Raw genomic sequence first — 26,365 nt, 5'->3', positions numbered from 1 at the left:
ACAGTGAGGGCTTTTTTTTATTATTTTTTTATTACTAGGGTATGTCAGTAAAGTACTTGTTTAGTGCCTGACGCCATTCATTACTTTGACGGATCTTTAACAGTGCTCGATTCAATTCTTCTGTATAAGGGCTGCTATCTTCAATGGCGAAGCCGTAGTTTTGCTTTTCGAATTGATACGGCAGTACAATCATATCTGTATACACGCCACGTTCTTTCGCCTTTTTTATCTGATATTTCAGGACAGGATCATCGGCGATCACGGCTTCTATTTCACCTTTTTCTAATGCGACTAGCATATCTTCTACCGTATTATACGCTTGATGAACAATACTGTGATTGGTGAGAAACTGAGACGATGTAGATGACTTTTTAGCGCCTGTTTTAATGTTCGCGAGATCATTCGGATTCTTGATATCTGAATTTAATAAGCCCAATGTAAATGTACTGGCAAGAACAGCCGTGATACTGGCAATAAATAATGTGGAGAAAATGGCAATAATTACAGTCAAAAAGCGCCCCGACAGTGTCTTAAACTCGAAATAATTAAAGGGTCCTTTGGTTATAAAGAGTAAGCCTAGAATGAACCCTTCAACGAACCGGCCTAGGCGGGTTTGCATAGAATAGAGCTTGTCGTTTACCTTGTTTTCAAGAAAATAAAAGACGCTACCAATTAATGCGGCGGCACATAAGAGAATGGCTAATACCAGCAAGAGTTTTTTGTTAGTTAGAATATTGATTATTGATGCTAGGTAGCCTTGCTTCTTAACAGCAATGGCAAGGTGTGTTTCATAAAACGAGTGTGAAAAGTCTAAGCGTTCTTCTCTTTCAGGGGTAATTGAAATACACGAAATGCCAATGTTGATCTTACCTTCAGCGACGGCATCGAGTAATTCTGCTAGGGGGTATTGCTTGATTTCGTATTGTAGATTTAATTTTTTAGCTATTTGTTCCCACAGTAGTATTGTTAACCCGGTGTAGTCTTCGTCGTTTTCGTGAATAACAAAGGGAGGGCAATGATAGCTTCCAACTTTAATCAATGAGTCTTGTTTTATATTGTTGGTCGAAGTGCTTTGTGCTGGAACCGATATAAATATGAATAAGAGGTAGAACAGAATAGAAAGTGGTTTGGTGATTGATTTCGTTTCTGCCATAACGACCCACCTTTAAAAAATGACGAACAACCTCGCGAATGATTGTCTGTGTAAATATAAATATAAGTATAAGCCTCATAACTGCTATTCGTGATGATTATTGAGAGGTAGTGATACCAATTCCATTAACTCTCGCTGAACTGAGCAGGTAATTAATGGATTTGGTATTAGGTAACTGTATTACACCATGTTTTTTATGTGTGTATTTAAGGTTGAACTATGCTTATAAAGTCGAGCTTATCGTCACTAAGATACTAACCCACCAGCACACTATCGTTTTAGGTTGGTATTGGTAGAGGAGTCTATATGAAATTTCTCTCTCTTTGCGTATTCGTTACTACGCTATTGCTTCATTCTATTTCGGCGTTAGCGGATGATGTTTGGGTTGTTGAAATAAACGGTGGTATTGGACCTGCAACTAGCGATTTTGTTGCCAGAGAAATCGAACAAGCGCAAATAGATAATGCATCCCTTGTCGTACTCAAAATGAATACTCCCGGAGGGCTAGATACCTCTATGCGAGACATTATTCGTGCAATTACTACATCATCTGTACCTATAGCGACCTGGGTTGGCCCTGCGGGCTCTCGTGCAGCCAGTGCGGGTACGTATATATTATTGGCAAGTCATATCGCTTCAATGGCTCCGGGTACCAACCTTGGTGCAGCGACGCCTGTTTCATTAGGGGGTGGGAAAGCACCTGATAAATCAGATAATCCATTTGCGCCGAAAGGCGATTCGCAAAAAGGTGATGAAAACAGTGCCAAAAAAGATGATGCAACTAGCGACGATAAGTCAGCAACAAACAAGTCAGATGATGAGGCTAAAAGCAGTGAGTCGGATCAACAAGAAGGACGAGTAAAAGCCACGACGGCAATGGAAAAGAAAGTGATCAATGATGCGGCTGCGTACATTGTGAGCTTAGCTAAATTGCATGGCAGGAATGAAGTGTGGGCAGAAAAAGCCGTTCGTGAAGCGGCCAGTTTAGATTCAGAGAATGCGTTAACTGAAAATGTGATTGATTTTCTAGCATCAAACCTAGATCAAGTCGTCGAAAAAACGAATGGTAAAACGGTTGTTATTAATGGCGTTAAACAAGAAATGTCACTGGCTAATGTTCAGTTTATAGAACGAGAGCAAGATTGGCGTTTTAGTTTATTATCTGTCATCACCAATCCTAATGTTGCCTATATTCTTATGTTGATTGGTATCTACGGTCTATTACTTGAATTCTATAACCCTGGTGTCGGGCTACCCGGTGTAATGGGCGGCATTTGCCTTTTACTCGCGATGTATTCATTGCAAATGCTGCCAGTAAGTTATGCGGGGCTTGGCTTATTGCTGTTAGGTATCGCATTAATGATTGCAGAGGCATTTACACCGAGTTTTGGTATTTTTGGCTTAGGTGGAGTAGTGGCATTTGTATTGGGCTCTATTATGCTGATGGATACGGAATTACCGGGATACAAAATTGCTTTACCACTCATTATTGGGTTAACCGTTGTATCAGCTTTATTTACATTTGTAATGCTTTCCTTGTTATTAAAAACACGAAGAAAACCGGTTACAACAGGAGTCGACGTTATTATTGGTCAGTACGCCAAAGTTGTGAGTGGTTTTCCTGGCTCAGGGCGAGTTTTGGTTGATGGTGAAATTTGGCAGGCAAGATGCGCTGATGGTTTACTGGTAGGTCAACGGGTAATAGTTAAAAAGGTATCGGGTTTATGGCTTGATGTTGAAACCAGCCATGTCGATAAAAATTTGGCTAAAGAATAATGGCACAAGTAAGACCATATTGAAGAATAACTAATAGGGGCGAATTATGTTCATCTATACTATTGCGACAATTGTAGCACTTGTGTTTGTGCTACTTGTTAGTATGTTCAAGATATTACGAGAGTATGAACGTGCAGTTGTGTTCTTACTCGGACGTTTTTATGAAGTAAAAGGGCCGGGATTAATCATCATTGTGCCTATTATTCAGCAAATGGTAAGAGTGGATCTACGAACCATTGTACTTGATGTGCCTACGCAAGATTTGATTACCCGAGATAACGTGTCGGTAAAGGTGAACGCTGTGGTGTATTTTCGAGTGGTAGAGCCGAAAATGGCCATCAATAACGTCGAAAATTACCTTGAAGCAACCAGCCAGTTATCTCAAACCACGTTACGTTCGGTACTTGGTCAACATGAGCTTGATGAACTCTTATCAGCACGGGAGGCGCTAAATAAAGACTTACAGGTAATACTTGATCAACATACCGATAATTGGGGGATCAAAATTGCCAATGTTGAAATTAAACATGTTGATTTGGATGACAGCATGGTGCGTGCTTTAGCTAAACAAGCAGAGGCCGAACGAACTCGTCGAGCGAAAGTCATTCACGCAACGGGTGAGTTAGAAGCGTCAGAGAAGCTACGTCAAGCGGCAGACGTACTCAATAAAGCGCCAAATGCAATTCAACTCCGCTATATGCAAACATTAACTGAAGTGGCAAATGACAGAACAACAACCGTAGTATTTCCTATGCCTATCGACATGATAGGAAAGTTAACTGAAGTAATTAAGCCCTCTAACAAAGAATAATTGTTATTCTAGTTAGCATATGAGGTGGAATAAGATAGTAGTGATTCGCTTTTCATCAAATAAACGTGTTTGTAATAAAGAATCTCCTTAGATTCATTTGAAACAGGTACAATGGCAACATTATTGAAGTGTTCAGCTTCGACGCTAAATTCGAATGCGATTCGGATGTTATGCGAACCTTATGTTCCATTGGTAAATGTAATGACTCAAAAGAAAAACAAACCAACACAGAAGAAAAAAGGGTTACACCCGCGTAACCCTCATAGTCAACGTTATGATTTTGATGCGTTGATATTAAGTTGCCCTGATTTAGCGCCGTTTGTAGCTGAAAATCAATTCGGTGATCTGTCTGTTGATTTTTCCGATCCTGCAGCTGTAAAAATGTTAAACAAAGCATTACTGCATCATTTTTATAGCGTCGAAAATTGGGACATTCCCCCTGGGTACTTGTGTCCACCTATTCCTGGTCGTGCTGACTATATTCACCATATTGCGGATTTATTGGCGAAGTCTAACGAAGGCCTTATTCCTCAAGGTAAGCACATTAATGGCTTAGATATTGGCATGGGCGCGAATTGCGTTTATCCGATCATTGGTCATCGAGCTTATGGTTGGCGCTTTGTTGGCTCAGATGTTGATGCGTTATCAATAAAATCTGCAAAATTTATTGTTGAATCTAATCGTTCGTTAGCGGGTGGCATTAAATGCCGATTACAGAAAAAGTCGAATAATATCTATACTGGCATAATCAATGCTAACGATATCTTTGATTTCACTATGTGTAATCCACCGTTTCATGCTTCATTAGAAGAAGCAACGGCGGGATCTGAACGTAAGGTACGTAACCTTAGTGCGAATACGCACAAGAAAGGCAGCAACAAAAAAGCCGAACTTTTTGCCAAGAGTAATACCAACAAACCTGTTTTAAATTTTGGTGGTCAGAAAGCGGAACTATGGTGCCCAGGTGGTGAGGCTGCATTTATTCAACGTATGATCACCGAAAGCTCAGATAAGCCTGAAAATTGCTTCTGGTATTCGACATTAGTATCTAAGAAAGAAAACTTACCAGCGATTTATAAAGCCTTAAAGCAAGTGAACGCTGTTGATGTTCGTACCATTGATATGGCACAAGGGCAAAAAGTGACCCGCGTAGTGGCATGGACATTCCTATCGAAAGAACAACAAACACAATGGCGTGAAGAACGCTGGAGTGTGTAAGACGCCATTCAAACTGAAAAGCGGGTCTTAACGACTCGTTTTTCAATTGTGAGCCTGTTCACTTTGATTGTTCGACTCTATTTCGTTTGCCCGTACATTTCATCAAAGTTAGGAATATGCTTTTCCCAGATTGGTATATCTTCACCTATTATGGATTTTAGCGTATCGATGAACAATTTAGTTTTTATAGGGGCATCTCTGTGAGGATATACAGCGTAAAACGTACCGAAGTCATCTAAATGAAGCTGTGTCATTATCGGTATGAGTTTACCTTCCAATATTTCGTTTTCTATCATTTGCGCGGTTACTACGGCTAACATGTTTCCGGCTACCGCTGTTTTCGTAATCATTTCGACATCATTCACTTTATAAGCAACATTCAATTGAAGCTTTTTGCTTTCTTTGTTGCTATCAAAGTACGTAAATTTATCAATTAAAAGCCCCGGAGCGGCATAAACAGCAGCAGGTAATGCTTCCAATCGTTCTATTGTTTTAATTTCCCCGTGTTTTTCAATGAACTCTGGGGAGGCGACAATTAATAACCTGTTACGAGCCACTTTTCTGATAATAAGACTAGAGTTTTTGGGTTTGCCAATACGGAAACCAATATCAAACCCTTCACTGACCATATCCATGAATCGATCTTCTAAACGCAATTCAACATCGACCTCAGGGTTTTGTTGCTGAAATGCCAATACTGCTTGTTGAACATATTGGCGACCAAACATGGCTGAACTGGTGATGCGCAATATGCCTTTGGGCTCAGAGTGGTAATTCTGTGCCAGTCGGTGAGTATCATTTAACAAGTTTCGTAATAGTTTGGCTTGGTTGACTATTTCATTACCAGCAGCGGTTAAGGAAAGCGAGCGGGTTGTTCGATTTAGTAAACGAACACCAAGTTCACCTTCTAAGCGACTTATATGCTTCGAGATAACAGATCTATCTACATTTCTTTGTTCAGATACGTTAGTAAAAGAACCGAGTTCAATCACTTCAAGTAGCAGTAATAATCGACTAGAAAAATCCATACTTATCCTTTGGTGTTTTACTGGCACCAATCTTATGCCAATTCGAGTATTTTTCTTATCTTATACCAAACCTATACTTTGTACATATTGAGGGCTTGAGCTGATAGGGCCCACCTAAACAAGTAAGGACAATTTTATGAACAAGTTATCAATTATCAATAACAATGGCATCGCAACCGTTACGATTAATAACCCATCGGTAAACGTGCTAACGATTGATCTTATTAATGAGCTTAATGCATTTGTTTTATCACTAAAGGATGATCGTGATACAAAAGTCGTGGTATTCAAATCACTTCATGCTGAATTCTTTTTAGCTCACTTGGATCTGAATGTGATCAATGGTACTCAAGGTGGGCAAGCTGCATCAATTGAGTTTAATCACATGATTGTCAATATTAAGACGATGAAACAGGTATCTGTTGCAGTGGTTGATGGTGTGGCGCGTGGGGGCGGTAATGAGTTTGTGATGGCTTGTGATTTAGCTTATGGCACAGAAAATTCTGTGTTTGCTCAGCCAGAAATACATGTGAATATCCCAACGGGTGGTCAAGGCGCTGTACAGTTTGCTAGACGACTTGGTAAAAACAAAGCGTTACAAGCACTGCTTCTTGGCAATGATTTCACGGCTCAGCAAGCAGAAGCGTTAAATATTATTACTCAGTATGTACCTAAAGCGGAGATGGATGAATTTTTAGCTCAGACTCTTGGGGTTATTAGCCAGTTAGAAGTACGTGATATCGTGATGTATAAAGCGATCATCGACGCTTCAATCAAAGATGAGAATGCTGGGGCAGAATTAGAATTACGCTATTTCCTTGAACGTGCGAAAGAAGATAAGACCCAAGCGATCATTGGGGCGTTTCTAAAGTACGGCGGACAAACCGAGCGTGAAGCAAAAGATATGCAAGGTATCTTTATGGATACTGCTGCGGAGCTGTCGGAATAAGTCCAATTTCAGCATTTTAAAGGTAGCTGCACATAAAGATTGTGGTTGCCTTTACTGGATATTACTCGGGCTATGGAAAAATACGGGCATTTCATTACCTTTAAATATATTAACTGTAAATTGAGAACGCGATTATTCGAAGATGCTTCATAATTAACTAATCAATACCGCCATATTGAAAGGAATTTTATGCCCTCTAATTCTACCCAGCTATTCCATAATAAAATGAAAAGTCGATTCATTGTAGTACTAAGCCTGTGCTTTGTACTATTGGGGTGCTCGACGTCTGTACAGGAATACAAAGAGAATACGCCAGCGTTTAATTTATTTGAATACTTTGAAGGTGATGTACTGGCATGGGGAATGGTGCAAGATTTCAATGGGAAGCTAACACGTCGTTTTGATGTAAAAATACGAGGGGTAGTGAAAGACGACCTTTTAACCCTAAAGGAAGACTTTATTTATGATGATGGTGAAAAACAACAAAGGATATGGAAAATAACCCGTAATAAAGACGGTACGTATACAGGGGAAGCTGATGATGTGGTTGGGCAAGCGACAGGGGTGGCTGCGGGTAACGCGTTAAATTGGCAATATTCACTGCGCCTTCCTGTTGATGGTTCAGCTTATAACATTGCCTTTGATGATTGGATGTATCGCCATGATAAAACCCATGTATTTAATATTGCAGAAATGCGAAAGTGGGGCTTTGGTGTCGGTAAAGTGACGTTATTTTTTGAAAAGCAAGATGTTGTAGAATAGCGATACTTAATGATAAAGAGACAAAATAGAGCCCAGATGCCAGATAGCACTTATTAGGCTCTATTCATCATGGTGATGATTCACCCCATTCCACGAGACATGGCCACGATACGTTTTAATGTCCAACGTATAAGTAATGGGATTTTTTCTATATCAGACTCACCGGTGTATTTTACGATAGCAAGCGCAACATCAGGTTTTGCGTAACGCTTTAGTGCGCGAGATATGATTTTTTGAGGGGGAATCGGCGTATCAGATTTTACATGAGCTAAGTCTCTAAACATTTGCTCATAGCCATGATGATAAAGGAAATATTCTATATCGCGATTAGGCAAAATAGTTAAACGGTGTCGTTCTGCATCATTGCCTAGTAAGTTCTTTACCGTCTCGCCGTATTTTCGGCCAGCGGCATCACCATCAGCCACTAAATGCCATTCAATACCCATCAAGCGAGCAATTTTGATTAAAGGTTTTAACCCACTTTGGGCAAACTCGATAACTTGTACGCCTTCAGCGGCGAGGTTATAGCCACAGATTCGTGCGAGTTCGTTAAATAGCCATACTTCTGTCTCTCCCTCGACTAATAACCATGCACGAGCAAAGAGCGCACTAGGGCGGTGAAGGCGTACATGAAATGAAATTCGGCGTTCTTCATCGCGTGAAAGTGAACTTTTATTTAGAGCAAAAACTTGTGTTCTATCTGGTTGGCGGATCAACTTCTTAATAGAACCGAGTGGCACGATCGATAAAAGATCGGGGCTATTCGTTGTTAGGATCTTTTGCATTGGCATACTGTCAACGAATGTCCATGCTTGATGTAATACTGTTGGATGCAAACGACCTTCAGGATCTTCTAAGATCATAATTGGGCGAGAAATACGTTTTAATTCTACAGGCCCTCTTGCACGTATATACGCATTTAATAAGCCCATTAAGACAAGACGACTTTGTTTAGACATTTGAGGCTGAGTCAGTTGTTCTAAAGGGTTTTCGCCATATTGGCTATAACTTGGGAAGTGAGCACGGTTAAAGTGGCTCGATCTATTATGAGGGGTAAAAGCAAAGTAATGGTCAACAAGCGTGCGTAGGGCGTTCACACTGCTTTTTAGTTCACCTGAATTGACATGACCGGGCTGTGTCATTAAACGCCGACAGGTATTATCGAGGCGACGCTCAATACGCAATTTTTGGGCTTGTTCATCAGAATGTTGTATTGCTTGTTCTAACGTTTCATCACGTAACCGTCGTGCATCTCTAATTCGTACAACAGGGTGAAGAATCATTAAGTGCTTAACAAGTTTATCTGTATCTTCACACTCGATTTTTGTCCCGTTGCGATCTAGAAAGAAACGTTCCGTTGTTACTTTATCGTCTTGGTTTGTGGCACTGAGTTGATAATATAAGTGCTTAATGCCTTCACGAGTAACCCAAGCAGGAGAGAATGCTTTATATCGCCTTGCTTTATGTTCTCCAGCGAAATCTTCTTTCCAGTGTAAGACTATTTGAAGGTTTGTTTGTTTTTCATGCCCAAGTGCGTAGTCGACATGAAAATCAGAAAATTTAAATGTGTAGAATTCGGTATTAACAGCAAGTGCAATACTCAATGCATCAAGGAGTGATGATTTACCCCAAGCATTTTCACCAATCAGTACGCTTAATTGGTTGAAAGACAGTGAGAGGCGTTTAATGCCTCGAAAACCAGAAACTTCAATACGTTCTAAATGCATAGCTCACCTTTGACGTTGAATGACACATTATCATCAAGATATGCTCTATTAGATTACAGCACCTTGTAATGTAATTTGCCTGTTGTGCTCACAGATTGGTATCATCTTGCTAAAATAAGGTGCTTCTTCAATTGCTTATAGTAGAAGCTAATAAAATGAAATGACCGGAGATGTCAGATGGCTAAAATAATTCACTCAATGATTCGTGTTATTGATCTTGATAAATCGTTAACTTTTTACAAAGAGGCGTTAGATCTTGATATTGCTAAGCGTTTAGACTTTGATGGCTTTAGCTTAGTCTACCTACGCAATGAAGAAAACGACATGGAGATTGAGCTAACCTGGAATGCAGATACAGAAGAGGCATATACGCATGGTACGGGTTATGGGCATATTGCTGTAGCTGTTGACGATCTTGAACTTGAACATAAAAAACTGACCGATCATGGCTATCAGCCTGCTGAAATTAAAGAATTTATCCGTGATGGTCAATTACTGGCGAAGTTCTTCTTTGTGCAAGACCCCGACGGTTACAAAATTGAGTTTCTACTGCGTCATGGTCACTATCAATAAGCAGTCAGGCTAGATTCGTTAAAAGGCGGCTTAATGTCGCCTTTTGTACTCGTTAATGATTATTAGTGCTTATAAGTCCTTGTCTTTATGTGATTTAGCTTGCACGAGGCTGAGTTAACCGCTGCTTGGCCTTTCGTAACATCATACCTGTTATTATGCCAATCACCATACTGAATATGGTAACAGCACCCGCTGGCGAGAAAGACGGTAGGGCGATCAACAATTGTGAGTCATTGCCTCCGAGCGCGAGTGACGCGCCTATCCCCATAATCAACCCTGCGATTAAGTGTTTACCGAGTTGAACGGGGCGTAATTGAAATTCACTCAATGCTAAACGCTTTTTAGCACCTAATGCCATACCAAGAACTAAGCTCGCAATGATTAAGTAGCGCTGAATGGAAGGCCATCGGCTAGATTCGCCATGTATTAAAGCGGCTGTTATATCTTTGAGTAATTGGCTAGGCGCCCATTCAGGTATCAACGATGTCAGTAAGCTCGCTATTATCCCAAATAATACAATTCCCAGTAATATAGGCCGTCTGTTAACAGGAATTTTGAACATGATGAGGGCGATCAGGATAAATAAGATAAACATGACGGTTACCGATGGGCTTTGTACCGGAGAAAGTTCAGTGTAAGAAAGCGCTACCGATGTTGAAGCCAATAAGCACCAACCTATGATCCATCCCAGAAGGGTTGCAAACATGTGGAATTGCCCCTTAGCCAGTTTTGATATTGTTGATACCGAGCAACCCTTATTGATCGCGGCACCAAGCCCAAACAAAAAACCGCCTAACACAAACGGTAGTGTCACCGAGTGTCTTCTCATTGGAGTACTGAACGATATTTCCTCTGCGCTTGGGCTAATTAACCAAAACCAGAAACCGCAGCAAATTATCGTTATTAGAAAACCAGGCCGCTTGGCTAATAATTCCTGTACACCTCTTACCATGCATAGCCCAGTTCTTTGAGCAAGAAAGCCAACAAGAAAAACAAGAAGGATGGGAAGTATGTAAGAGAGCATAAAGCAGCCCATTAATTATGCATGTCTATTAAATATAATCGTTAACACGCAAAGTGTGGGAAATGGTTATTTGATAAGAAATAGGTAAATTGGAATGATTCATGACTGGAAATAAGAAAGATTGTGTTATATTTGCTGCCTGTCACGTTTTGTATGTCTTGTTGATCATCTCTTAACTAAGAACTGTGATTTTTATCTGCAGCAGTAAATGCCTTCTTCGTTTGTTTATCAACTCTCATTCTTACTGTTACACCAGAACGTGGCTGTATTTTATTTCCGAAATGGAGAGCATCGATTACTTATGACTAAACACCGTACCGCAAAAATTACTTTTGCCCATATCAATGACACTCACTCACATTTCGAGCCTTCTTCAATATCGCTAACGCTTCCAACTAGCATACTTGATACTGAAACATCTGTTTATGCAAGTTGTGGTGGTTTCTCTCGTATTTCATCTGCGGTAAAAGAAGCTAAAAGTCATGCATATTTAAAAGAACGTGAGTTTATGTTCTTGCATGCTGGTGATTGTTTTCAAGGCACTTTGTATTTCTCATTGTATAAAGGCCTTGCGAATGCTGAATTACTCAATGCGATAGGCGTTGAAGCAATGGCGTTGGGCAATCATGAGCTAGACATGGGTAATGGTATTGTTGCCGATTTCCTAGATCGTACAGACTTCCCTATGCTGGTGGCTAATTGGGACTTATCACAAGAAGATCAATCGAAGCCTAATACCTTGCGCGATAAACATAACGTATACGCTTATGATGCAAGTAATGATATAGGTCGTTATCTTGTGAAAGATGTCGATGGTGAACCCGTTGCCATTTTTGGTTTGGCAATTGAAAACATGGCCGGCATTGCTAACCCCGATCCAGATACCTCGTTTAAGAACGTTGTCGAACTGTCGAACAAAACAATTAATGCCATTCACCGCAATGGTATTAATAAAGTAGTTATTTTAAGTCATCTAGGTTATGAGCGTGACTTGCTGTTGGCTAAAGAAGTTGACGGTGTAGCGGCGATTATTGGCGGACATACACATACCATGCAAGGTGATTTCACTAATCTTGGTTACGGCGTAACAGATGAATATGCCAAAGTAATAAATGGTACATGTGTTGTTCAAGCAGGGTGTAATGCATTGGCAATGGGTCAGCTTGAGGTTGATTTTAATGCTGATGGTACTTTAGCTTCTGCTACAGGTAAAAACCAGTTATTACTCGGTCGTCAGTTTACCGTTGATGCAACACGTACGGAGCACCTTGATACTGATACTCATGATAGAGTGAAACAATTTTTAACAGAGCAATCGAATATTCAATTCTGTGCAAAAGACCCTATCATTGAAAATATTTTGAACATGAAATATCGCCCAGCGGTACGCAAGTTACAGACTCAGCATATTGCAGAAATCGCGGAGCCACTTCGACATGTGCGTATTCCTGATCGCAAGGGAGCTAGTCAAATTGCGCCGCTGGTGGTCAGCAGCTTTGTATGGAAAGCACGAGAATTAGGTTTCAATGTCGATTTCGGTATTCATAATGCTGGTGGTGTACGTGCGTCGTTAAACCCTGGGCCGATCACTTGCGCAGATGTGTCAGGAAAATTACTGCCATTTGCAATAGGCTTAATGGTCTACCAAGTAAAAGGTAAACGTGTACGACAGGCACTTGAAGGTGCAATAAATAACGCTATTGATAATGGTGTTGAAGGTACAGGCACGGGTAGTTTCCCTTATGTCGCCGATCTTAAATATACATACCGTTGTTGTGCCGAAGAAGGCGCTCGTATAGAAAGCTTACAGGTGCAACAGCAAGGGCAATGGGTAGATCTCGATGATAATGCCGTTTATTCTTCTGTTTCATCCGGTTATACCGCAACAGGTAAAGAAGGGTATAGTGCGCTATTAAATTATGTTGTAGAGCCTCAAGCTGTGAACGTAACAATGGCTGAAGCCTTTGAAGACTATGCCCGTGAAATGAAGCAGTTATCGGCACCAACAGAGAAACTTATTTCGTATATTCCTTGTGAGTGTGCGCAAGTTGTTGCTAGTTAAAACAAACAGAGTGTGTAATGAATATTAGTAAACAATACATGCCTTTATTGAACCAACCTCGTATCAATAAAGTGGCGACATTTTTCTGAACGTTAAATTGTCGCCATTGCCGTTGCTCCTGTTCATTTAACCAGAATAACAGGAGCAGAACGTTCAATGGGAAATACTCAATATAAATACAACTAGTATGTTAGTTGATATTGGATAAACCATATTATGAATAAGCCTGAAAATAAAAAACATTGGACAAAAACACAGCTCCTTAGTGACGTTGTCACAAATAAGAATATTATAGTTAAAGGTAAGCATAGCTATTACAGTGACTGCTGGGATGAAGGCTTTGAACAATCGGTAGTTCGTTATCTATTAGGTGATGAGCTAACGTGTAATAGCACGCCCCGCTGGAAGGTTGATAAGCTTTATATCGGTAATTATGTGTGTATTGCTGCTGAAGTCGTTATCTTGATGGGGGGGAATCATAATCACCGAACAGATTGGTTTTCACTGTACCCATTTATGGAGCACATTGAAGAATCGTATATCGGTAAAGGTGATACTCATCTAGGTGATGCTTGTTGGCTTGGTATGCGCTCCATGATTATGCCCGGTGTCACTATTGGCGAAGGTGCGGTTATTGCTGCAAACAGCGTTGTTACTAAAGATGTGGAGCCTTACAGTGTCGTCGGTGGCAACCCTGCGAAGCACATTAAGTATCGCTTTCCTGAAGAAACGATAGCGAAGTTACTTTCGTTTGATATGTATAATTGGTCTGAAGCGAAATTCGAATCGTTGAGGCCAATAATATGCAGCTCTGATTTGCCTCAATTAGAAATAGCGATACAGCAGTATGATATAGCTTGTACGACAGATTAATGCTGTTTTTGTATTAAACGTTGAAAGCGCCGATAAGTTGGCGCTTTTTTTATTTTGTAACGTATAAAATTGACAGATTTTTGTTCAATTCACAGTTTGATCTTTTTTTCAAAAAAATGAATTAAATACCTAAAGAATAAACGAATAATGTCGTTAACAATCTTGGTAACAGTATGAATATTTTGGAGGAAAGATGAACAGTGATTGGGTAGATGTTGCAATGGTGACAGGATGGGTTTCAGCTTGGTCTGCTCTTATTTATTTGATTCCTGCAGCAGGATTTTAATGAGAGTTTGGAAAAGAAACCTCAGATTAACATCATTAGCGTCAGACTAAAAAAGCCGAGTAATGATCACTCGGCTTTTTAATACAAGCAGGTTCGTGGAAGTGCTATTAAGCGACTGCCACGTCTTCTTTAGCGTTCATTGCTGTATTATTTTCTTTTGCTAATCGGTATGCAGCAAGATCTTCAATGGTTAATACTGGCATATTAAACTTCTTACCAAACACGATAACTTCAGGTAAACGCGCCATAGTACCGTCGATATTCGTTAACTCACAAAGCACGCCGTATGGCTTTAGACCAGATAAACGCATTAGATCGATAGTCGCTTCAGTATGTCCACGACGACCAAGTACACCATCAGCGTTAGCTTTAAGAGGGAATACATGACCAGGATGATTAAGATCTGCTGGTACTGCACCGTCGGCAATCGCTGTTTTGATCGTAGTAACACGGTCAGCTGCAGAAACGCCAGTTGTCACGCCTTTTGCTGCTTCAATCGTAACAGTAAAGCCAGTTTCATTTGCGCTAGTATTGTTTTCTACCATCATAGGTAGTTCTAATTGCTTAACACGTTCGTCAGTTAAACAAAGGCAAACAATACCTGAACATTCACGAATCATAAGCGCCATTTGCTCTGACGTTAATGTTTCTGCAGCAAAAATGATATCGCCTTCGTTTTCACGATCTTCATCGTCAACAACAAGCACACCACGACCTTCACGAATAGCTGTAAGACCAGCTTCAACGCGTTCAAAAGCCGTACCGTAAGGGGTAAGTAGAGACTGATTCATGGTAATAACTCCAAATTTAAAAAAATTTACCAGAATCAGGGCATAGAAAGGCAGCATTCCGATAAGATCGGAAGAACGACAATAGCTATAGACTTAATTTAAGCCTATAGATACAAGTTTGCTCGAGGTAACGTATTACCTCCACTGATCCTCTTTCATCCGGACTATAACCGTCGGCTCTGGACTCATACTTACAGGAAGTATTACACCAGATCTGCTGACCTTATCATTTTAAATAAATGATAAGCGCTCGCGGGCTTTTCAGTTAACTCACTATTGAGTGCTCTGAATTACCGCCGGTGGGGAATTGCGCCCCGCCCTGAGAATTCAGACACATATTAGGAAAAACAGACTAGAGAGGCAAGCAAAAGCCTCTTGCAAGAGGCATAAGTTTGAACTTAAAGGTTTATTGATGATTTTATAAGCTATTTATTTAGGTGTTTTAACGCTTTGCGTTAATGGTGCTGAAAGGTATTTAGAAATTGCCTTTACTATTAAAGGTAATGAGTAAGTAGGTAACTGGATAGCGCCCATTAGTGCCATATATTCAGGCCCTAAATATGCGCCCGCAACAGTATAAGTGAGAAGAACATTTCGATTAGCTGCAGTAATGGCTGAAAGCAATGAATCGTCTAATCCTTTGTTGCGATAGCACAGAAAGCCAATAAGGAAAAAGAGGGCACATAGTGCAATACCAATTAGCAGGTAGGTTAAACCCAACATAATGGACTGATCAAAAATCACTCTAAATTCACCAACTAGGCCAAATGGAAAGGTTAAGACTAAAACAATGGTGACCTGAGAGAGCTTAGCGTGCGTTCTATGTAGAAGATCTTTAGGAATAAATCGATAGCACAAAGCCGAAATCAGCATAGGGCCTGCAATGAAAATTATAAGACGTTGTATATAACTTTGCATATCAAGTGAGACGTTATTGTCTTGAAATAGTAATAGATTCACATACAGCACAGCTGGCATTAGTAGAGTTGAAGCGATAGTCATAGCCATTGCTTTTAACGCATCTAGCCCCACTGAACGTGCAATAGCAGGCGTTGCAAATAAAGAGCCTGTAGCGGCCACTGCTGAAATGGCAAGCAACAATGATGACGATGCGCCAAATAACCCTGCAATTGAGCAGGCTAAAACAGAAAGCCCTATGGCATGAAAACTAGCGTAAAGCCATATATCGAACTGACCGAGCATTTTGATCAGTTCGTTTTGTTTCATACCTATCAATGTAAAAAGCATAAGAAAGAAGAGGATGTAGGGTAAAAAAGGGAAAACCACAGCAGAAGCAGATGGCATAGCAAAGCCTAAAATGGCAGCCAGCATTAAAAAGATAGGAGAATGTTTGGATATAAAATTGAGCATAAAAAATTCTTTATATTTTAATTGTTACCCCATTGTTACTACAAATGTATGCCAAACACAAATTTATGCTGTTTAAGCTAATTTAACGTTTAAAAGTGGGTAGTTAAGCATTGTAGCTGCAAGAATATTTCCGATTACTGGTGTGAATTTAAAAAGCTGTTAACACATTAGTAAATCTAATCTTGCAATAGAGATATTGTCATTATTAGAGTGAAAAATAAGCGGTTATTATAAGATTAGTTAAGCAATAAACAACAAACTAAAAATAAAGAGGCAATCATGGCACAGGCTATTAATTTCGACACCATTGCAACACCTAGCGCTTTGGATAAGAAAGCCTATGCGGTTAATATCAAAGGATTGATTGCACACGCAGTAGACATCTTATTCGGTGGTTCAGAAGCACCAAAGCAATACAATGTATCTGATTTACCTGTACACCTTCAAAAAGATATCGGTATGTACCGTTAATCGATACGAAAAAGAAAGAATTCCTTTAAACACCAGCATTCGCTGGTGTTTTTGTATGTGCGTTAAATACTCTCGCCTTAATTGTAAAATTTACGTTTACTTTTCTATTGGCAACATATTCATACTATTTTTTTTCATATATCTAATATAGCTTTAATTATTTGTTGCAATAATATGGCATGATAACTTTAACGTGTTAGTAAAGTTTAGCTGACGTATCAACTTGCTATATATTGTAAAGAGATTATCAAGTTAGGTATGAATGGAGATGTATTAAGTGGGCTTTTTTTCAAAACTATTTGGTCTTGATAAAGAACAGAAAACAATTGAAGTGGAACCTGTCGAATATGAAGGTTATTTGATTTACCCAGAGCCTATTTCTGAAGGTGGTCAATTTCGTATAGCGGGCAGAATTTGTAAAGAAATCGATGGTGAAGTGAAAACACATACCTTTATTCGTTCTGATTTACTGGGTTCACGTCAAGATGCTGAAACATTTATGCTCAATAAAGCGAAAATGTTCATAAAGCAAAATGGTGAGGGAATGTTTGGTCATTAAAACCATTCACTTCTTAGCATAAACATAAAATTTAAACATTCGTTTGAATGAACACTCTAAAAAAAATTGTTAGATTAAGTCATCCTTATTTTTATGTACTTAGCCTTATTATATAATTTGTTTCAAACAAATAGGTCGATTGCTACAAGTGTGATTTTTGGGCGAAAAGGAGGCTTATAGCGTTATTGGTGTGCATTTGTGTGGTTTTGTTGCATACATTGTTGATTGATAATGTGGTTTGACCTCTGTCCAGATGTTAAAAACGTTCTTTTCTTTCCGTTAGAAGGTAACATTCGTTGTTAATTACGACGTTTTTGTTGGGTTTTTTTGTATTTTTTCTACAAAGTGCTTGAAATCACTTTGCAGGTTGTATACAAAATTATTACTTCTATGCCAATGTTCAGGGAATAATAATGCAGATTGGTGTGCCTAAAGAGATATTCGCGAATGAAACGCGAGTTGCTGCTACGCCTAAAACGGTAGAGCAGTTGTTAAAAATGGGGTTCAGCGTTGCTATTGAGCAAAATGCTGGCGTTTTAGCTAGTTTCGGCGATGCAGCTTTTGAAGCCGCGGGTGCGACTATCGTTTCAACCGAAGATGTGTGGCAGTCAGATCTTATTCTGAAAGTTAACGCTCCTCAGATTAACGATGAAACTGGTGTTGATGAATTTGACTTGATCAAAGAAGGTGCAAGTATTGCCTGCTTTATTTGGCCAGCTCAAAATAAAGAGTTGCTAGATAAGTTATCAACGAAAAACATCAATGTAATGGCTATGGACTCAGTGCCGCGCATTTCACGTGCTCAAGCATTGGATGCGCTAAGTTCAATGGCTAACATTGCGGGTTATCGTGCTGTTGTTGAAGCAGCTCATGAATTTGGTCGTTTCTTTACAGGGCAGATTACTGCTGCTGGTAAAGTGCCACCTGCTAAAGTGTTAGTTGCAGGCGCTGGTGTTGCTGGATTGGCTGCAATCGGTGCTGCTGGTAGTCTTGGTGCAATTGTACGTTCTTTCGATGTACGTCCTGAAGTTAAGGAACAAGTTGAAAGTATGGGTGCTACATTCCTTGAAGTTGACTTCAAAGAAGACACAAGCACTGGTGATGGCTACGCTAAAGAAATGTCAGATGACTTTAACAAAGCAGCCGAGCGTTTATACGCAGAGCAAGCTAAAGATGTTGATATCATCATTACGACAGCGCTTATTCCAGGTCGTCCTGCACCGAAGTTGATTACCAAAGAAATGGTTGATTCAATGAAGTCGGGTAGTGTGATTGTCGATTTAGCGGCGGCTAACGGTGGTAACTGTGCTTATACTGAAGCCAATAAAGTTGTTACCACACCAAATGGCGTAAAAGTGATTGGTTATACCGATATGGTAGGTCGTCTTCCGACTCAGTCATCTCAACTTTACGGTACTAACCTTGTTAACCTTCTAAAACTTCTTTGTAAAGAAAAAGACGGTAACATCAACATTGATTTTGAAGATGAAGTGTTACGTGGTCTAACTGTCATTAAAGAAGGTGAAATCACTTGGCCTGCGCCACCAATCAAAGTATCTGCCGCACCTCAACAACCAGCTGCGGAAATAAAACCTAAAGTTGTCGTTGAAAAAGCGCCTACATCACCGGTTAAAAAATACGGTTTGATGGCTGCTGGTATTGCTGCATTTGGTTGGATTGCAAATTACGCTCCTGCAGAATTCCTTGCTCACCTAACGGTATTCGTACTGGCATGTGTTGTAGGTTACTACGTAGTATGGAACGTATCTCATGCGCTTCACACTCCTCTTATGTCGGTGACTAATGCTATTTCAGGCATCATCATTGTAGGTGCTGTATTGCAGGTAAGTCAGGGTAGCAGTTTGGTTACTGTCTTGGCATTCATTGCCGTTCTTATTGCAAGTATCAACATATTTGGTGGCTTTACAGTTACCAAGCGGATGCTTGAAATGTTCCGTAAAGATAAATAAGGAGTAACACATGTCTGCAGGAATCGTACAAGCGGCATATCTAGTTGCTGCGGTACTATTTATCATGTCTCTTGCTGGGCTTTCTAAGCAAGAAACAGCGCGAGCAGGTAACTATTACGGCATCGCGGGTATGGGTATTGCGCTTATAGCGACAATCTTTGGTCCTGACGCTCAAGGTACAGGCTGGATCCTTCTAGCGATGGTTATCGGTGGTTCTATTGGTATCCGTCTTGCTAAGAAAGTTGAAATGACAGAAATGCCAGAGCTGGTTGCTATTCTTCATAGCTTCGTAGGTCTAGCGGCAGTTCTTGTTGGTTTCAATACGTATATTGACCACGGTGAGCTAACGGGTGCACTACTGAATATCCACCTTGTGGAAGTATTCTTAGGTGTATTCATTGGTGCTGTAACCTTCACTGGTTCAATTGTTGCCTTCGGTAAATTGCGTGGAATTATTGACTCTAAGTCATTAATGCTTCCTCATCGCCATAAACTAAACTTAGCTGCGATTGTTATTTCATTCCTTCTAATGCTTCACTTCGTAAACGTTGAAGGTTCTACGTTTGCGCTTGTTGTTGTTACCTTGATTGCATTTGCGTTCGGTTATCACCTAGTTGCTTCAATTGGTGGTGCAGATATGCCCGTTGTTGTTTCAATGCTTAACTCTTACTCGGGTTGGGCAGCGGCAGCAGCAGGTTTCATGTTATCGAACGATCTTCTTATCGTAACGGGTGCATTGGTTGGTTCTTCTGGTGCAATTCTTTCTTACATTATGTGTAAGGCGATGAACCGTTCTTTCATTAGTGTAATTGCAGGCGGCTTCGGTACTAACGTTGTTGCTTCTAGTTCTGATGAAGACCAAGGTGAGCACCACGAAACATCAGCAGAAGAAGTGGCTGAAATGTTGAGTGATGCAAAGTCTGTTGTGATCACTCCTGGATACGGTATGGCTGTTGCTCAAGCACAATACCCTGTTCACGAAATCACAAGTAAGCTGCGTGCCAAAGGTATCAATGTTCGTTTTGGTATTCACCCAGTTGCTGGTCGTCTACCTGGCCACATGAACGTACTGCTTGCAGAAGCAAAAGTACCTTATGATATCGTACTAGAAATGGACGAAATCAATGATGACTTGTCTGAAACAGATGTAGTACTTGTTATTGGCGCGAATGATACAGTTAACCCTGCCGCAATGGATGATCCAAATAGTCCTATCGCAGGTATGCCTGTATTAGAAGTGTGGAACGCAAAGCATGTTATCGTGTTTAAGCGTTCAATGAATACAGGTTACGCGGGTGTTCAAAACCCATTGTTCTTTAAAGAGAACACGCAGATGCTTTTTGGCGATGCAAAAGAAAGTGTAGATAATATTTCTAAATTTCTTTAATACTGTTAATCGTTAGCAATTAAGAAGGGAGCTTTAGCTCCCTTTTTTTATCTGTTGAAAATGGACACTAACGACCATAAGTCTGTTGTTATAAAGAAAATTGTTATAAGGGAATGCGGAACGTGATGCTAAAATGTAATTGCCAATGAATGACCATTGATTAAAACGTAACCGCTTTAAATTATTGACAAATTTATGACATTATAACTATTTTGAATGATAAGCTTTGATGATGAAAAAGTATGTATTGTTAGTCTCACTCATATTCTCAGGTTTTAGTTTTGCAGATGTGCAAACTTTACCTGATCGTTTGAATGCCGTGCGTTCAGATTTACTTACAAGTGATCCTCTAGCAACGTACGATTTTAGACAGCTGCAAAGCCAGTACCCGACACCATTAATTTTATTGTCGAATTTACTACCGCAGTCTGCGAAGTACCCTTTATCTTCAATGAAGCGTCTGTATAAAAACGCACAGACGTGTAAAGGACCATGGCCGGTAAGCCCTTTGGTTACTCAGCCCGTTGTTTTTGTACGAGCACTTTGTAATAACACCGCTTTACCTAGAGGGTGGTTCTCGCGTTCAGGGTATATTCACCCAGGTGGTGGTAGTTATGCTTACCGTTATATAGAGAAGCACCCTGAAGATAGTACTGTTTTAGCAGATTACTTACACATACAAGAACGTCACTTGGCACCAACAAACTCGGTGTTAGGGCGATTACAGCGAATGAATAATGAAGAGATCAGAGTATTCAATTCGGGTGCTGATTCTTTTATCTCCAATGGCGAGTTATGGGTTCGTAGTGGGAACGAATACCATATTTATGATCAACCGACTTGGTCGGTAGTGTTAAATCGTTATGATATACATTTTAAGCGGTTAAGTAATACTGATTTTTGCTTAGCCAAGAGTGGTAACATTTGTTGGCAAGAGGATGATAAGTCCTATTTGACCTTTTATTTGTTAATTGGTCTGTTGGTTGCTAACGTAAGCCTATTGATAGGGTGGATTTTGTATCGCTGGCGTATCCGTCGAAGAGCGATGCAAGAAAGAATGTTGGTGTTACAGATTTTGACGCACGAACTTCGCACTCCTATAGCAAGTTTAGCGATGACAGTTGAAGGCTTTCGTCGAAATTTTGATGCGTTACCTGAATCTCTTTATGATGAATTTAGGCGATTAACGGAAGATTCTAGACGTTTACGTCAGCTTGCCGAGGCAAGTAAAGATTACCTTCAAGCTAATCAGCAACAGTTAAGTGTTCAACAGGTAGATTCATTTAATGAATGGCTTGAATATATAAGTGAACCTTATGATGTAAAACTGCTCTTATCAGAAGATAAGAGCGTAAAATTGAATATTTATTGGCTGGGTACATGTATTGACAACTTATTGTCGAATGCCCAGAAATATGGCGATGCGCCAATTACATTAACGTCATCATTCAAAAATGGAAAGTTGATTGTAAGAGTTCAAGATAATGGGCTATTGGGTCCTAAAGATTGGGCTAGATTAAGAAAGCCTTTTGTCAGTGAAAAAGGGCTTGGGCTTGGGCTTACAATCGTTGAATCGATGATTCGTAGAATGGGTGGAAGCCTCAAACTTGAAGGTCCACCTACAACGTTTATTTTGGAGATACCGTGTGAATCAAACTCTGCTCTTGGTTGAAGATGACCGCAACCTTGCTGATGGTTTACTCGAAAGCTTAAAGCAAGCTGGCTACACATGTTTATATGCTGATTGTGCTAATAAAGTTGCCGATTTATGGCCTGATGCAGATCTTGTTGTATTAGACCGACAATTACCAGAAGGTGATTCATTAGACTTTTTAAGCGGCTGGCTATCGATTAAACATGTACCTGTTATCCTATTAACTGCCATGGTGTCAGTTACAGATAAAGTCATAGGCTTAGATTCAGGTGCGAAGGATTACTTAACAAAACCTTTTGCTGAAGAGGAGCTTCTTGCTCGTATTCGCTTACACCTTAGAAATGGTAAAGATGATCATTTGGCTGCAAACATCATAACGGTTGGTCAAATATCCATTAATATGGAAAGTCGAGAGGTTAATCATGGTGGTGACACTGTCACGCTAACGCGTACCGAGTTTGAATTGCTGGTTTTTCTAGCCAAAAATGCAGGGCGTGTTTTTACCCGTGATGAATTATTAGATCAAGTCTGGGGCTACAATCATTATCCGACGACACGTACTGTAGATACGCATATTTTGCAGCTACGTCAGAAATTGATAGGTATAGAGATTGAAACGCTTCGTGGTGTTGGTTACCGGATGAAATCGTAGTCTGATGCATCAGTTATAATAAGATCCTAATGATTATGAAGAAGCTTTCGATAACGTCTTCCGTCTTGTTATTACATTCGGTGTTATACACGCCGAGTGTACTGGCAAAGTGGTTTAATGGGCAAGATTTGTATACAACCTCTCATCAAAGAATACTTGAAGGGAATACATCGGCAGGCTTTGATTCGATAATTCAAGCTTGGCAACAAGCACCCAATACAGAGCAACAAGCGAATCTTAATGAATTACTTGAATTTGCGATCACTGAAGATTGCGGACACAGTCTTGAGCAAAAAGCGCTGCCTAGTTGGTTATCAAAACTGTCTATTCAGCGAGAAGTTATTCAAAATCTCAATCAGGTGATGTTGAAATTATCGATTGTTGGTTTAACGCGCAGTAAAATTTCAGAAATAACCTTCACTAAATGGCCTGAAGATAACATTATCGTCAGTACACCTTCTATCCAAGAGGGAGGGTACTTTTCAGTAGAAGCTCGTCGTATGGAAAAGCCGTTAAGTTCAGGTGTTTATAAGATCACAGTTAAAGCTAATGGTGAGAAAGATTGGATTAGTTGGGTTGTTTTATCTGAGCCAGCATTAAAACAAAGCCTAGGATGGAGAGACAGTAAAAATTGGCGTATAGAACAGGAAGGCTTACCTAATCCTGCATGCCCGTCGCGTATCTTATCGATTAATTTATACGATTTAAATGATACAACGTGGACACCACTTTGGACGGAAGAAGTTGATGGTAAACTTCCCACAACATTACCTAAAATTGATGTACCAGATGGACGCTATTGGCTAAGCGTGGGGTTGATTAAAAGTCGCTGGCAGGGTGAAATATCAATATTGGATATTCAGCGTATAACACGGCCCGTTGATTACCCGAGTTTTTAATTTTTATCGAACATTATCATTTCTGTATTTCTCTATGCTTAAAGCAAATTATACAAAGTGAATTATAAACAGGTATTTTAATTACATCTTTAAAGGTGTATCATTTATGCATGTTTATAGTTGTACAAAGTAAGGTTCAGAAATGATGCAGATTTTAGATAACGAAAAAGAACAGCGCATCTTACCCATTTTTCGATTGGCTTTTCGCCCATTCTTTTTAGGTGCGAGTATCTTTTCCGCTATAGCGATGATTATTTGGGCATTTTTTTGGTCAGGTAAAGTAGATGTTTCAATGTTAATGTATGGAAATCCAATTTGGTGGCACAGCCATGAAATGCTGATTGGCTTTACCGGTGCCATTATCATTGGTTTTTTGCTAACTGCTGTTCAAAACTGGACAGGGAGCCCAGGTGTTAGGGGTTGGCCATTAGCGAGTATATTTCTTTTATGGGCAATAGCACGTGTTGGTTTGCTCTTTGGTACCGCGAATATCATTTGGATGGTCATTGATCTTACATGGGTTCCATTAGCGACGTATTTTTTGGCTAAACCACTTATTTTACGTAAACAGTGGAATAACTTGTTTTTTGTACCGCTCTTACTGCTGATGACACTACTTAATGCGTACCTTCACTTCATGGTATTAGGTTTTGTTGATTTTGATTTACGCGGCGTTTCACTTTCTGTTGTTACCGTTATATCTGTGATTGTACTTGTTGTAGGTGGACGTGTTATTCCATTCTTTACATGGCGAGGTACTGACACTGCTCAAATTACGCGGGTCAAAGCAATAGAACTATTGGCGATGATACCAAGTTGGTTATTATTGGCGAATGTCTTACTGCCTCTACAAGATGCGATTAATCAAGTTACATTACCTGCATTATTTTTTGCTACGGGCTTAACGCATTTGATTCGATTTGTACGCTGGAGAACGTTTCAAACGCTTAAAACGCCATTACTTTGGTCTTTACATGCTGCGTATTTGTTTATGATTATTGGTATGTTTATGCTAGGTTTTCACTTCTTAACGGGTGATATTAGTTACAGTGTAGCACTACATTTTATTACTGTTGGTGGTATTGGTTGTATGATTCTTGCGATGATCTCAAGAGTATCGTTAGGGCATACAGGTCGTTCTTTACAGGCTGGTCGCTGGATTATTATTGCATTTTTAGCCTTAATTATCGCAACGCTTGTTCGTACAGTAATGGTTTCGCTTGTACCTACAATGATATTAAACAGTTATGTTGTTTCTGCGGTTTTATGGGCCGTTGCATTTACAATTTTTAGTATTGTTTATTTTCCAATATTAACTCAACCACGTGTTGATGGACGCCCAGGTTAAGTTAATAAAGTGACAAAATGCAGATTTGCACCTAAGATGTCAATCCAATTGAGATAAGCAGAAAGATAGCATGTTTAATAATACACCTACACTGAACCACGAAGAGCAACAAGTAGCCGCTGACCGTATTCATGACCTCATGGCAAAAGGTCTCAGTAGTGGTGAGGCTATCATGCTTGTTGCTCATGAAATTCGAGAAGCAGACGCTAAAAAACGTGGTGTACAAGAAGTCGTAGAAACTGAAGACGACGAAGAGTAACACCTGACTCAAAACTGAGTCACATTCATGCGATAAATGATTAACGGCGCTTTTGGCGCCGTTTTTTTGTACAAAATGTGAGTAAAATCTCATACCATTCATATGGGTTTAGTAAATTCAATACTGCTGGAATATCATACAGTTTGAATGATGGCTAACCTTGTTAGTATGCTGATTTTGGTTGAGGAGGTAGGATGAATAACCGTTATTTAAAAGCTCGTACATTAGCCCGAGTAAAGCATGTTGGGCAACAGTATGGCGAGCGACCTTATTATTCTCATCTTGAAACGGTATCTCGTCTCGCAAGCCCATTTGGTATTAATGCAATGATTGTTGCGCAGTTGCATGATGTTATTGAAGACACAGAAACAAGTGTTGATGAATTAGCCGCAGATTTTGGTTTTCTGGTTGCAGATGCTGTGAAGTATATGACTGATGGAAAATTAACGGATCGTATGAAACGTAAAATTGAAATCAACCAGCGGTTGGCCTCACTTGATATCGATGAAGAAGCTGGTCGATTAGCCCTAATTGTTAAAGCTTGTGATCGACTTGCCAATGTACGAGCAAGTAAGAAAGCTTCAGAAGCTCATTTCAAAATGTACCAACAAGAACATAATGCCTTTAAGCAAGCCGTTTATCGTAAAGGGTTATGTGAAGCTATTTGGTGGGAGCTGGATACGCTAATCGAACGTCGTGCTTAGTACTTTTAATGAGCTGACCCGTAGGTCGTTAACTGTTTAACTTGAGTTGCTTATCTTG

General features: G+C 39.9%; 24 protein-coding genes and 1 riboswitch. Of the genes, 18 read left to right on the top strand and 6 right to left on the bottom strand.

Features of this window, described 5'->3' with window-relative positions:
- Positions 1-34: 34 nt before the first annotated feature.
- A complete protein-coding gene (locus C9J47_RS20770) occupies positions 35-1,153 on the bottom strand; it encodes a substrate-binding periplasmic protein (RefSeq protein ID WP_107255210.1) in 1,119 nt (372 codons plus the stop codon).
- Positions 1,154-1,459: 306 nt separating this feature from the next.
- Here C9J47_RS20770 and C9J47_RS20765 point away from each other — a divergent pair, with 306 nt between their 5' ends.
- The 3 genes from C9J47_RS20765 to rlmF all read left to right on the top strand — a co-directional run bounded on the left by C9J47_RS20765 (position 1,460) and on the right by rlmF (position 4,958).
- Positions 1,460-2,929, top strand: coding sequence for an NfeD family protein (locus C9J47_RS20765; protein WP_107255209.1), 1,470 nt, complete (start codon positions 1,460-1,462; stop codon positions 2,927-2,929).
- Between the two features lie 46 nt (positions 2,930-2,975).
- On the top strand, positions 2,976-3,740 hold the full coding sequence (locus tag C9J47_RS20760; protein ID WP_107255208.1) for a slipin family protein: 765 nt from the start codon (positions 2,976-2,978) through the stop codon (positions 3,738-3,740).
- Positions 3,741-3,941: 201 nt separating this feature from the next.
- Complete coding sequence (rlmF, locus tag C9J47_RS20755) at positions 3,942-4,958, top strand: 23S rRNA (adenine(1618)-N(6))-methyltransferase RlmF (protein WP_107255303.1); 1,017 nt, start codon at positions 3,942-3,944, stop codon at positions 4,956-4,958.
- 77 nt (positions 4,959-5,035) lie between these two features.
- Here the strand turns inward: rlmF and C9J47_RS20750 are convergent, their stop codons facing one another.
- On the bottom strand, positions 5,036-5,986 hold the full coding sequence (locus C9J47_RS20750; RefSeq protein ID WP_107255207.1) for a LysR family transcriptional regulator: 951 nt from the start codon (positions 5,984-5,986) through the stop codon (positions 5,036-5,038).
- A 136-nt stretch (positions 5,987-6,122) separates the two neighbouring features.
- Between C9J47_RS20750 and C9J47_RS20745 the strand changes: the two genes are divergently transcribed.
- On the top strand, positions 6,123-6,935 hold the full coding sequence (locus tag C9J47_RS20745) for an enoyl-CoA hydratase/isomerase family protein (protein ID WP_107255206.1): 813 nt from the start codon (positions 6,123-6,125) through the stop codon (positions 6,933-6,935).
- Between the two features lie 189 nt (positions 6,936-7,124).
- Positions 7,125-7,697, top strand: coding sequence for a DUF3833 domain-containing protein (locus C9J47_RS20740; RefSeq protein ID WP_211321779.1), 573 nt, complete (start codon positions 7,125-7,127; stop codon positions 7,695-7,697).
- Positions 7,698-7,777: 80 nt separating this feature from the next.
- Here the strand turns inward: C9J47_RS20740 and C9J47_RS20735 are convergent, their stop codons facing one another.
- Positions 7,778-9,424 carry an ATP-dependent endonuclease gene (locus C9J47_RS20735; protein ID WP_107255205.1) on the bottom strand — a complete coding sequence of 549 codons (1,647 nt, stop codon included), beginning with the start codon at positions 9,422-9,424 and terminating at the stop codon, positions 7,778-7,780.
- Positions 9,425-9,601: 177 nt separating this feature from the next.
- Here C9J47_RS20735 and C9J47_RS20730 point away from each other — a divergent pair, with 177 nt between their 5' ends.
- Entirely contained in the window at positions 9,602-9,997 is a 396-nt protein-coding gene (locus C9J47_RS20730; protein ID WP_006229687.1) for a VOC family protein, read from the top strand.
- 94 nt (positions 9,998-10,091) lie between these two features.
- Here C9J47_RS20730 and C9J47_RS20725 read toward each other — a convergent pair whose 3' ends face one another.
- Positions 10,092-10,949 (bottom strand): YeeE/YedE thiosulfate transporter family protein, encoded by an 858-nt coding sequence (locus C9J47_RS20725; RefSeq protein WP_107255204.1) that lies wholly within the window; start codon positions 10,947-10,949, stop codon positions 10,092-10,094.
- A 373-nt stretch (positions 10,950-11,322) separates the two neighbouring features.
- Here C9J47_RS20725 and C9J47_RS20720 point away from each other — a divergent pair, with 373 nt between their 5' ends.
- Positions 11,323-13,083, top strand: a complete 1,761-nt coding sequence (locus C9J47_RS20720) for a bifunctional metallophosphatase/5'-nucleotidase (RefSeq protein WP_107255203.1) — start codon at positions 11,323-11,325, stop codon at positions 13,081-13,083.
- Between the two features lie 216 nt (positions 13,084-13,299).
- On the top strand, positions 13,300-13,956 hold the full coding sequence (locus C9J47_RS20715) for a CatB-related O-acetyltransferase (protein ID WP_107255202.1): 657 nt from the start codon (positions 13,300-13,302) through the stop codon (positions 13,954-13,956).
- A 393-nt stretch (positions 13,957-14,349) separates the two neighbouring features.
- Here C9J47_RS20715 and ribB read toward each other — a convergent pair whose 3' ends face one another.
- Together ribB and C9J47_RS20705 are read right to left on the bottom strand one after the other, a co-directional pair.
- Complete coding sequence (ribB, locus tag C9J47_RS20710) at positions 14,350-15,033, bottom strand: 3,4-dihydroxy-2-butanone-4-phosphate synthase (protein ID WP_107255201.1); 684 nt, start codon at positions 15,031-15,033, stop codon at positions 14,350-14,352.
- A gap of 143 nt (positions 15,034-15,176) precedes the next feature.
- Positions 15,177-15,364, bottom strand: a riboswitch (FMN riboswitch).
- A 98-nt stretch (positions 15,365-15,462) separates the two neighbouring features.
- Positions 15,463-16,404, bottom strand: a complete 942-nt coding sequence (locus C9J47_RS20705; RefSeq protein ID WP_107255200.1) for a hypothetical protein — start codon at positions 16,402-16,404, stop codon at positions 15,463-15,465.
- 279 nt (positions 16,405-16,683) lie between these two features.
- Between C9J47_RS20705 and C9J47_RS20700 the strand changes: the two genes are divergently transcribed.
- The 10 genes from C9J47_RS20700 to C9J47_RS20655 all read left to right on the top strand — a co-directional run bounded on the left by C9J47_RS20700 (position 16,684) and on the right by C9J47_RS20655 (position 26,307).
- Positions 16,684-16,875 carry a hypothetical protein gene (locus tag C9J47_RS20700; RefSeq protein WP_011220973.1) on the top strand — a complete coding sequence of 64 codons (192 nt, stop codon included), beginning with the start codon at positions 16,684-16,686 and terminating at the stop codon, positions 16,873-16,875.
- Between the two features lie 277 nt (positions 16,876-17,152).
- Positions 17,153-17,434, top strand: coding sequence for an HlyU family transcriptional regulator (locus tag C9J47_RS20695; RefSeq protein ID WP_107245224.1), 282 nt, complete (start codon positions 17,153-17,155; stop codon positions 17,432-17,434).
- 413 nt (positions 17,435-17,847) lie between these two features.
- On the top strand, positions 17,848-19,404 hold the full coding sequence (gene pntA / locus C9J47_RS20690; protein ID WP_107255199.1) for a Re/Si-specific NAD(P)(+) transhydrogenase subunit alpha: 1,557 nt from the start codon (positions 17,848-17,850) through the stop codon (positions 19,402-19,404).
- Between the two features lie 10 nt (positions 19,405-19,414).
- Positions 19,415-20,791: a Re/Si-specific NAD(P)(+) transhydrogenase subunit beta gene (pntB, locus tag C9J47_RS20685; RefSeq protein WP_006229697.1), complete on the top strand. Its 1,377-nt coding sequence runs from the start codon at positions 19,415-19,417 to the stop codon at positions 20,789-20,791.
- Between the two features lie 232 nt (positions 20,792-21,023).
- Positions 21,024-22,463 carry a sensor histidine kinase VxrA gene (gene vxrA, locus C9J47_RS20680; protein ID WP_107255301.1) on the top strand — a complete coding sequence of 480 codons (1,440 nt, stop codon included), beginning with the start codon at positions 21,024-21,026 and terminating at the stop codon, positions 22,461-22,463.
- Entirely contained in the window at positions 22,438-23,097 is a 660-nt protein-coding gene (locus C9J47_RS20675) for a response regulator transcription factor (RefSeq protein WP_107255198.1), read from the top strand. The genes vxrA and C9J47_RS20675 overlap by 26 nt, the downstream gene beginning before the upstream one ends.
- 29 nt (positions 23,098-23,126) lie before the next feature.
- Positions 23,127-23,996 (top strand): DUF2861 family protein, encoded by an 870-nt coding sequence (locus C9J47_RS20670; protein ID WP_170107553.1) that lies wholly within the window; start codon positions 23,127-23,129, stop codon positions 23,994-23,996.
- Positions 23,997-24,138: 142 nt separating this feature from the next.
- Positions 24,139-25,344, top strand: a complete 1,206-nt coding sequence (locus C9J47_RS20665) for an NnrS family protein (RefSeq protein WP_211321778.1) — start codon at positions 24,139-24,141, stop codon at positions 25,342-25,344.
- 70 nt (positions 25,345-25,414) lie between these two features.
- On the top strand, positions 25,415-25,603 hold the full coding sequence (locus tag C9J47_RS20660) for a YoaH family protein (protein WP_041395094.1): 189 nt from the start codon (positions 25,415-25,417) through the stop codon (positions 25,601-25,603).
- 194 nt (positions 25,604-25,797) lie between these two features.
- Entirely contained in the window at positions 25,798-26,307 is a 510-nt protein-coding gene (locus tag C9J47_RS20655; protein ID WP_107255197.1) for an HD domain-containing protein, read from the top strand.
- Positions 26,308-26,365: the final 58 nt, after the last annotated feature.

This window comes from Photobacterium indicum, assembly GCF_003026215.1.
GTDB classification, from domain to species: domain Bacteria; phylum Pseudomonadota; class Gammaproteobacteria; order Enterobacterales; family Vibrionaceae; genus Photobacterium; species Photobacterium indicum.
Note: the sequence above shows the minus strand (reverse complement) of the source record. Positions and strands in the feature narration are given on the sequence as shown.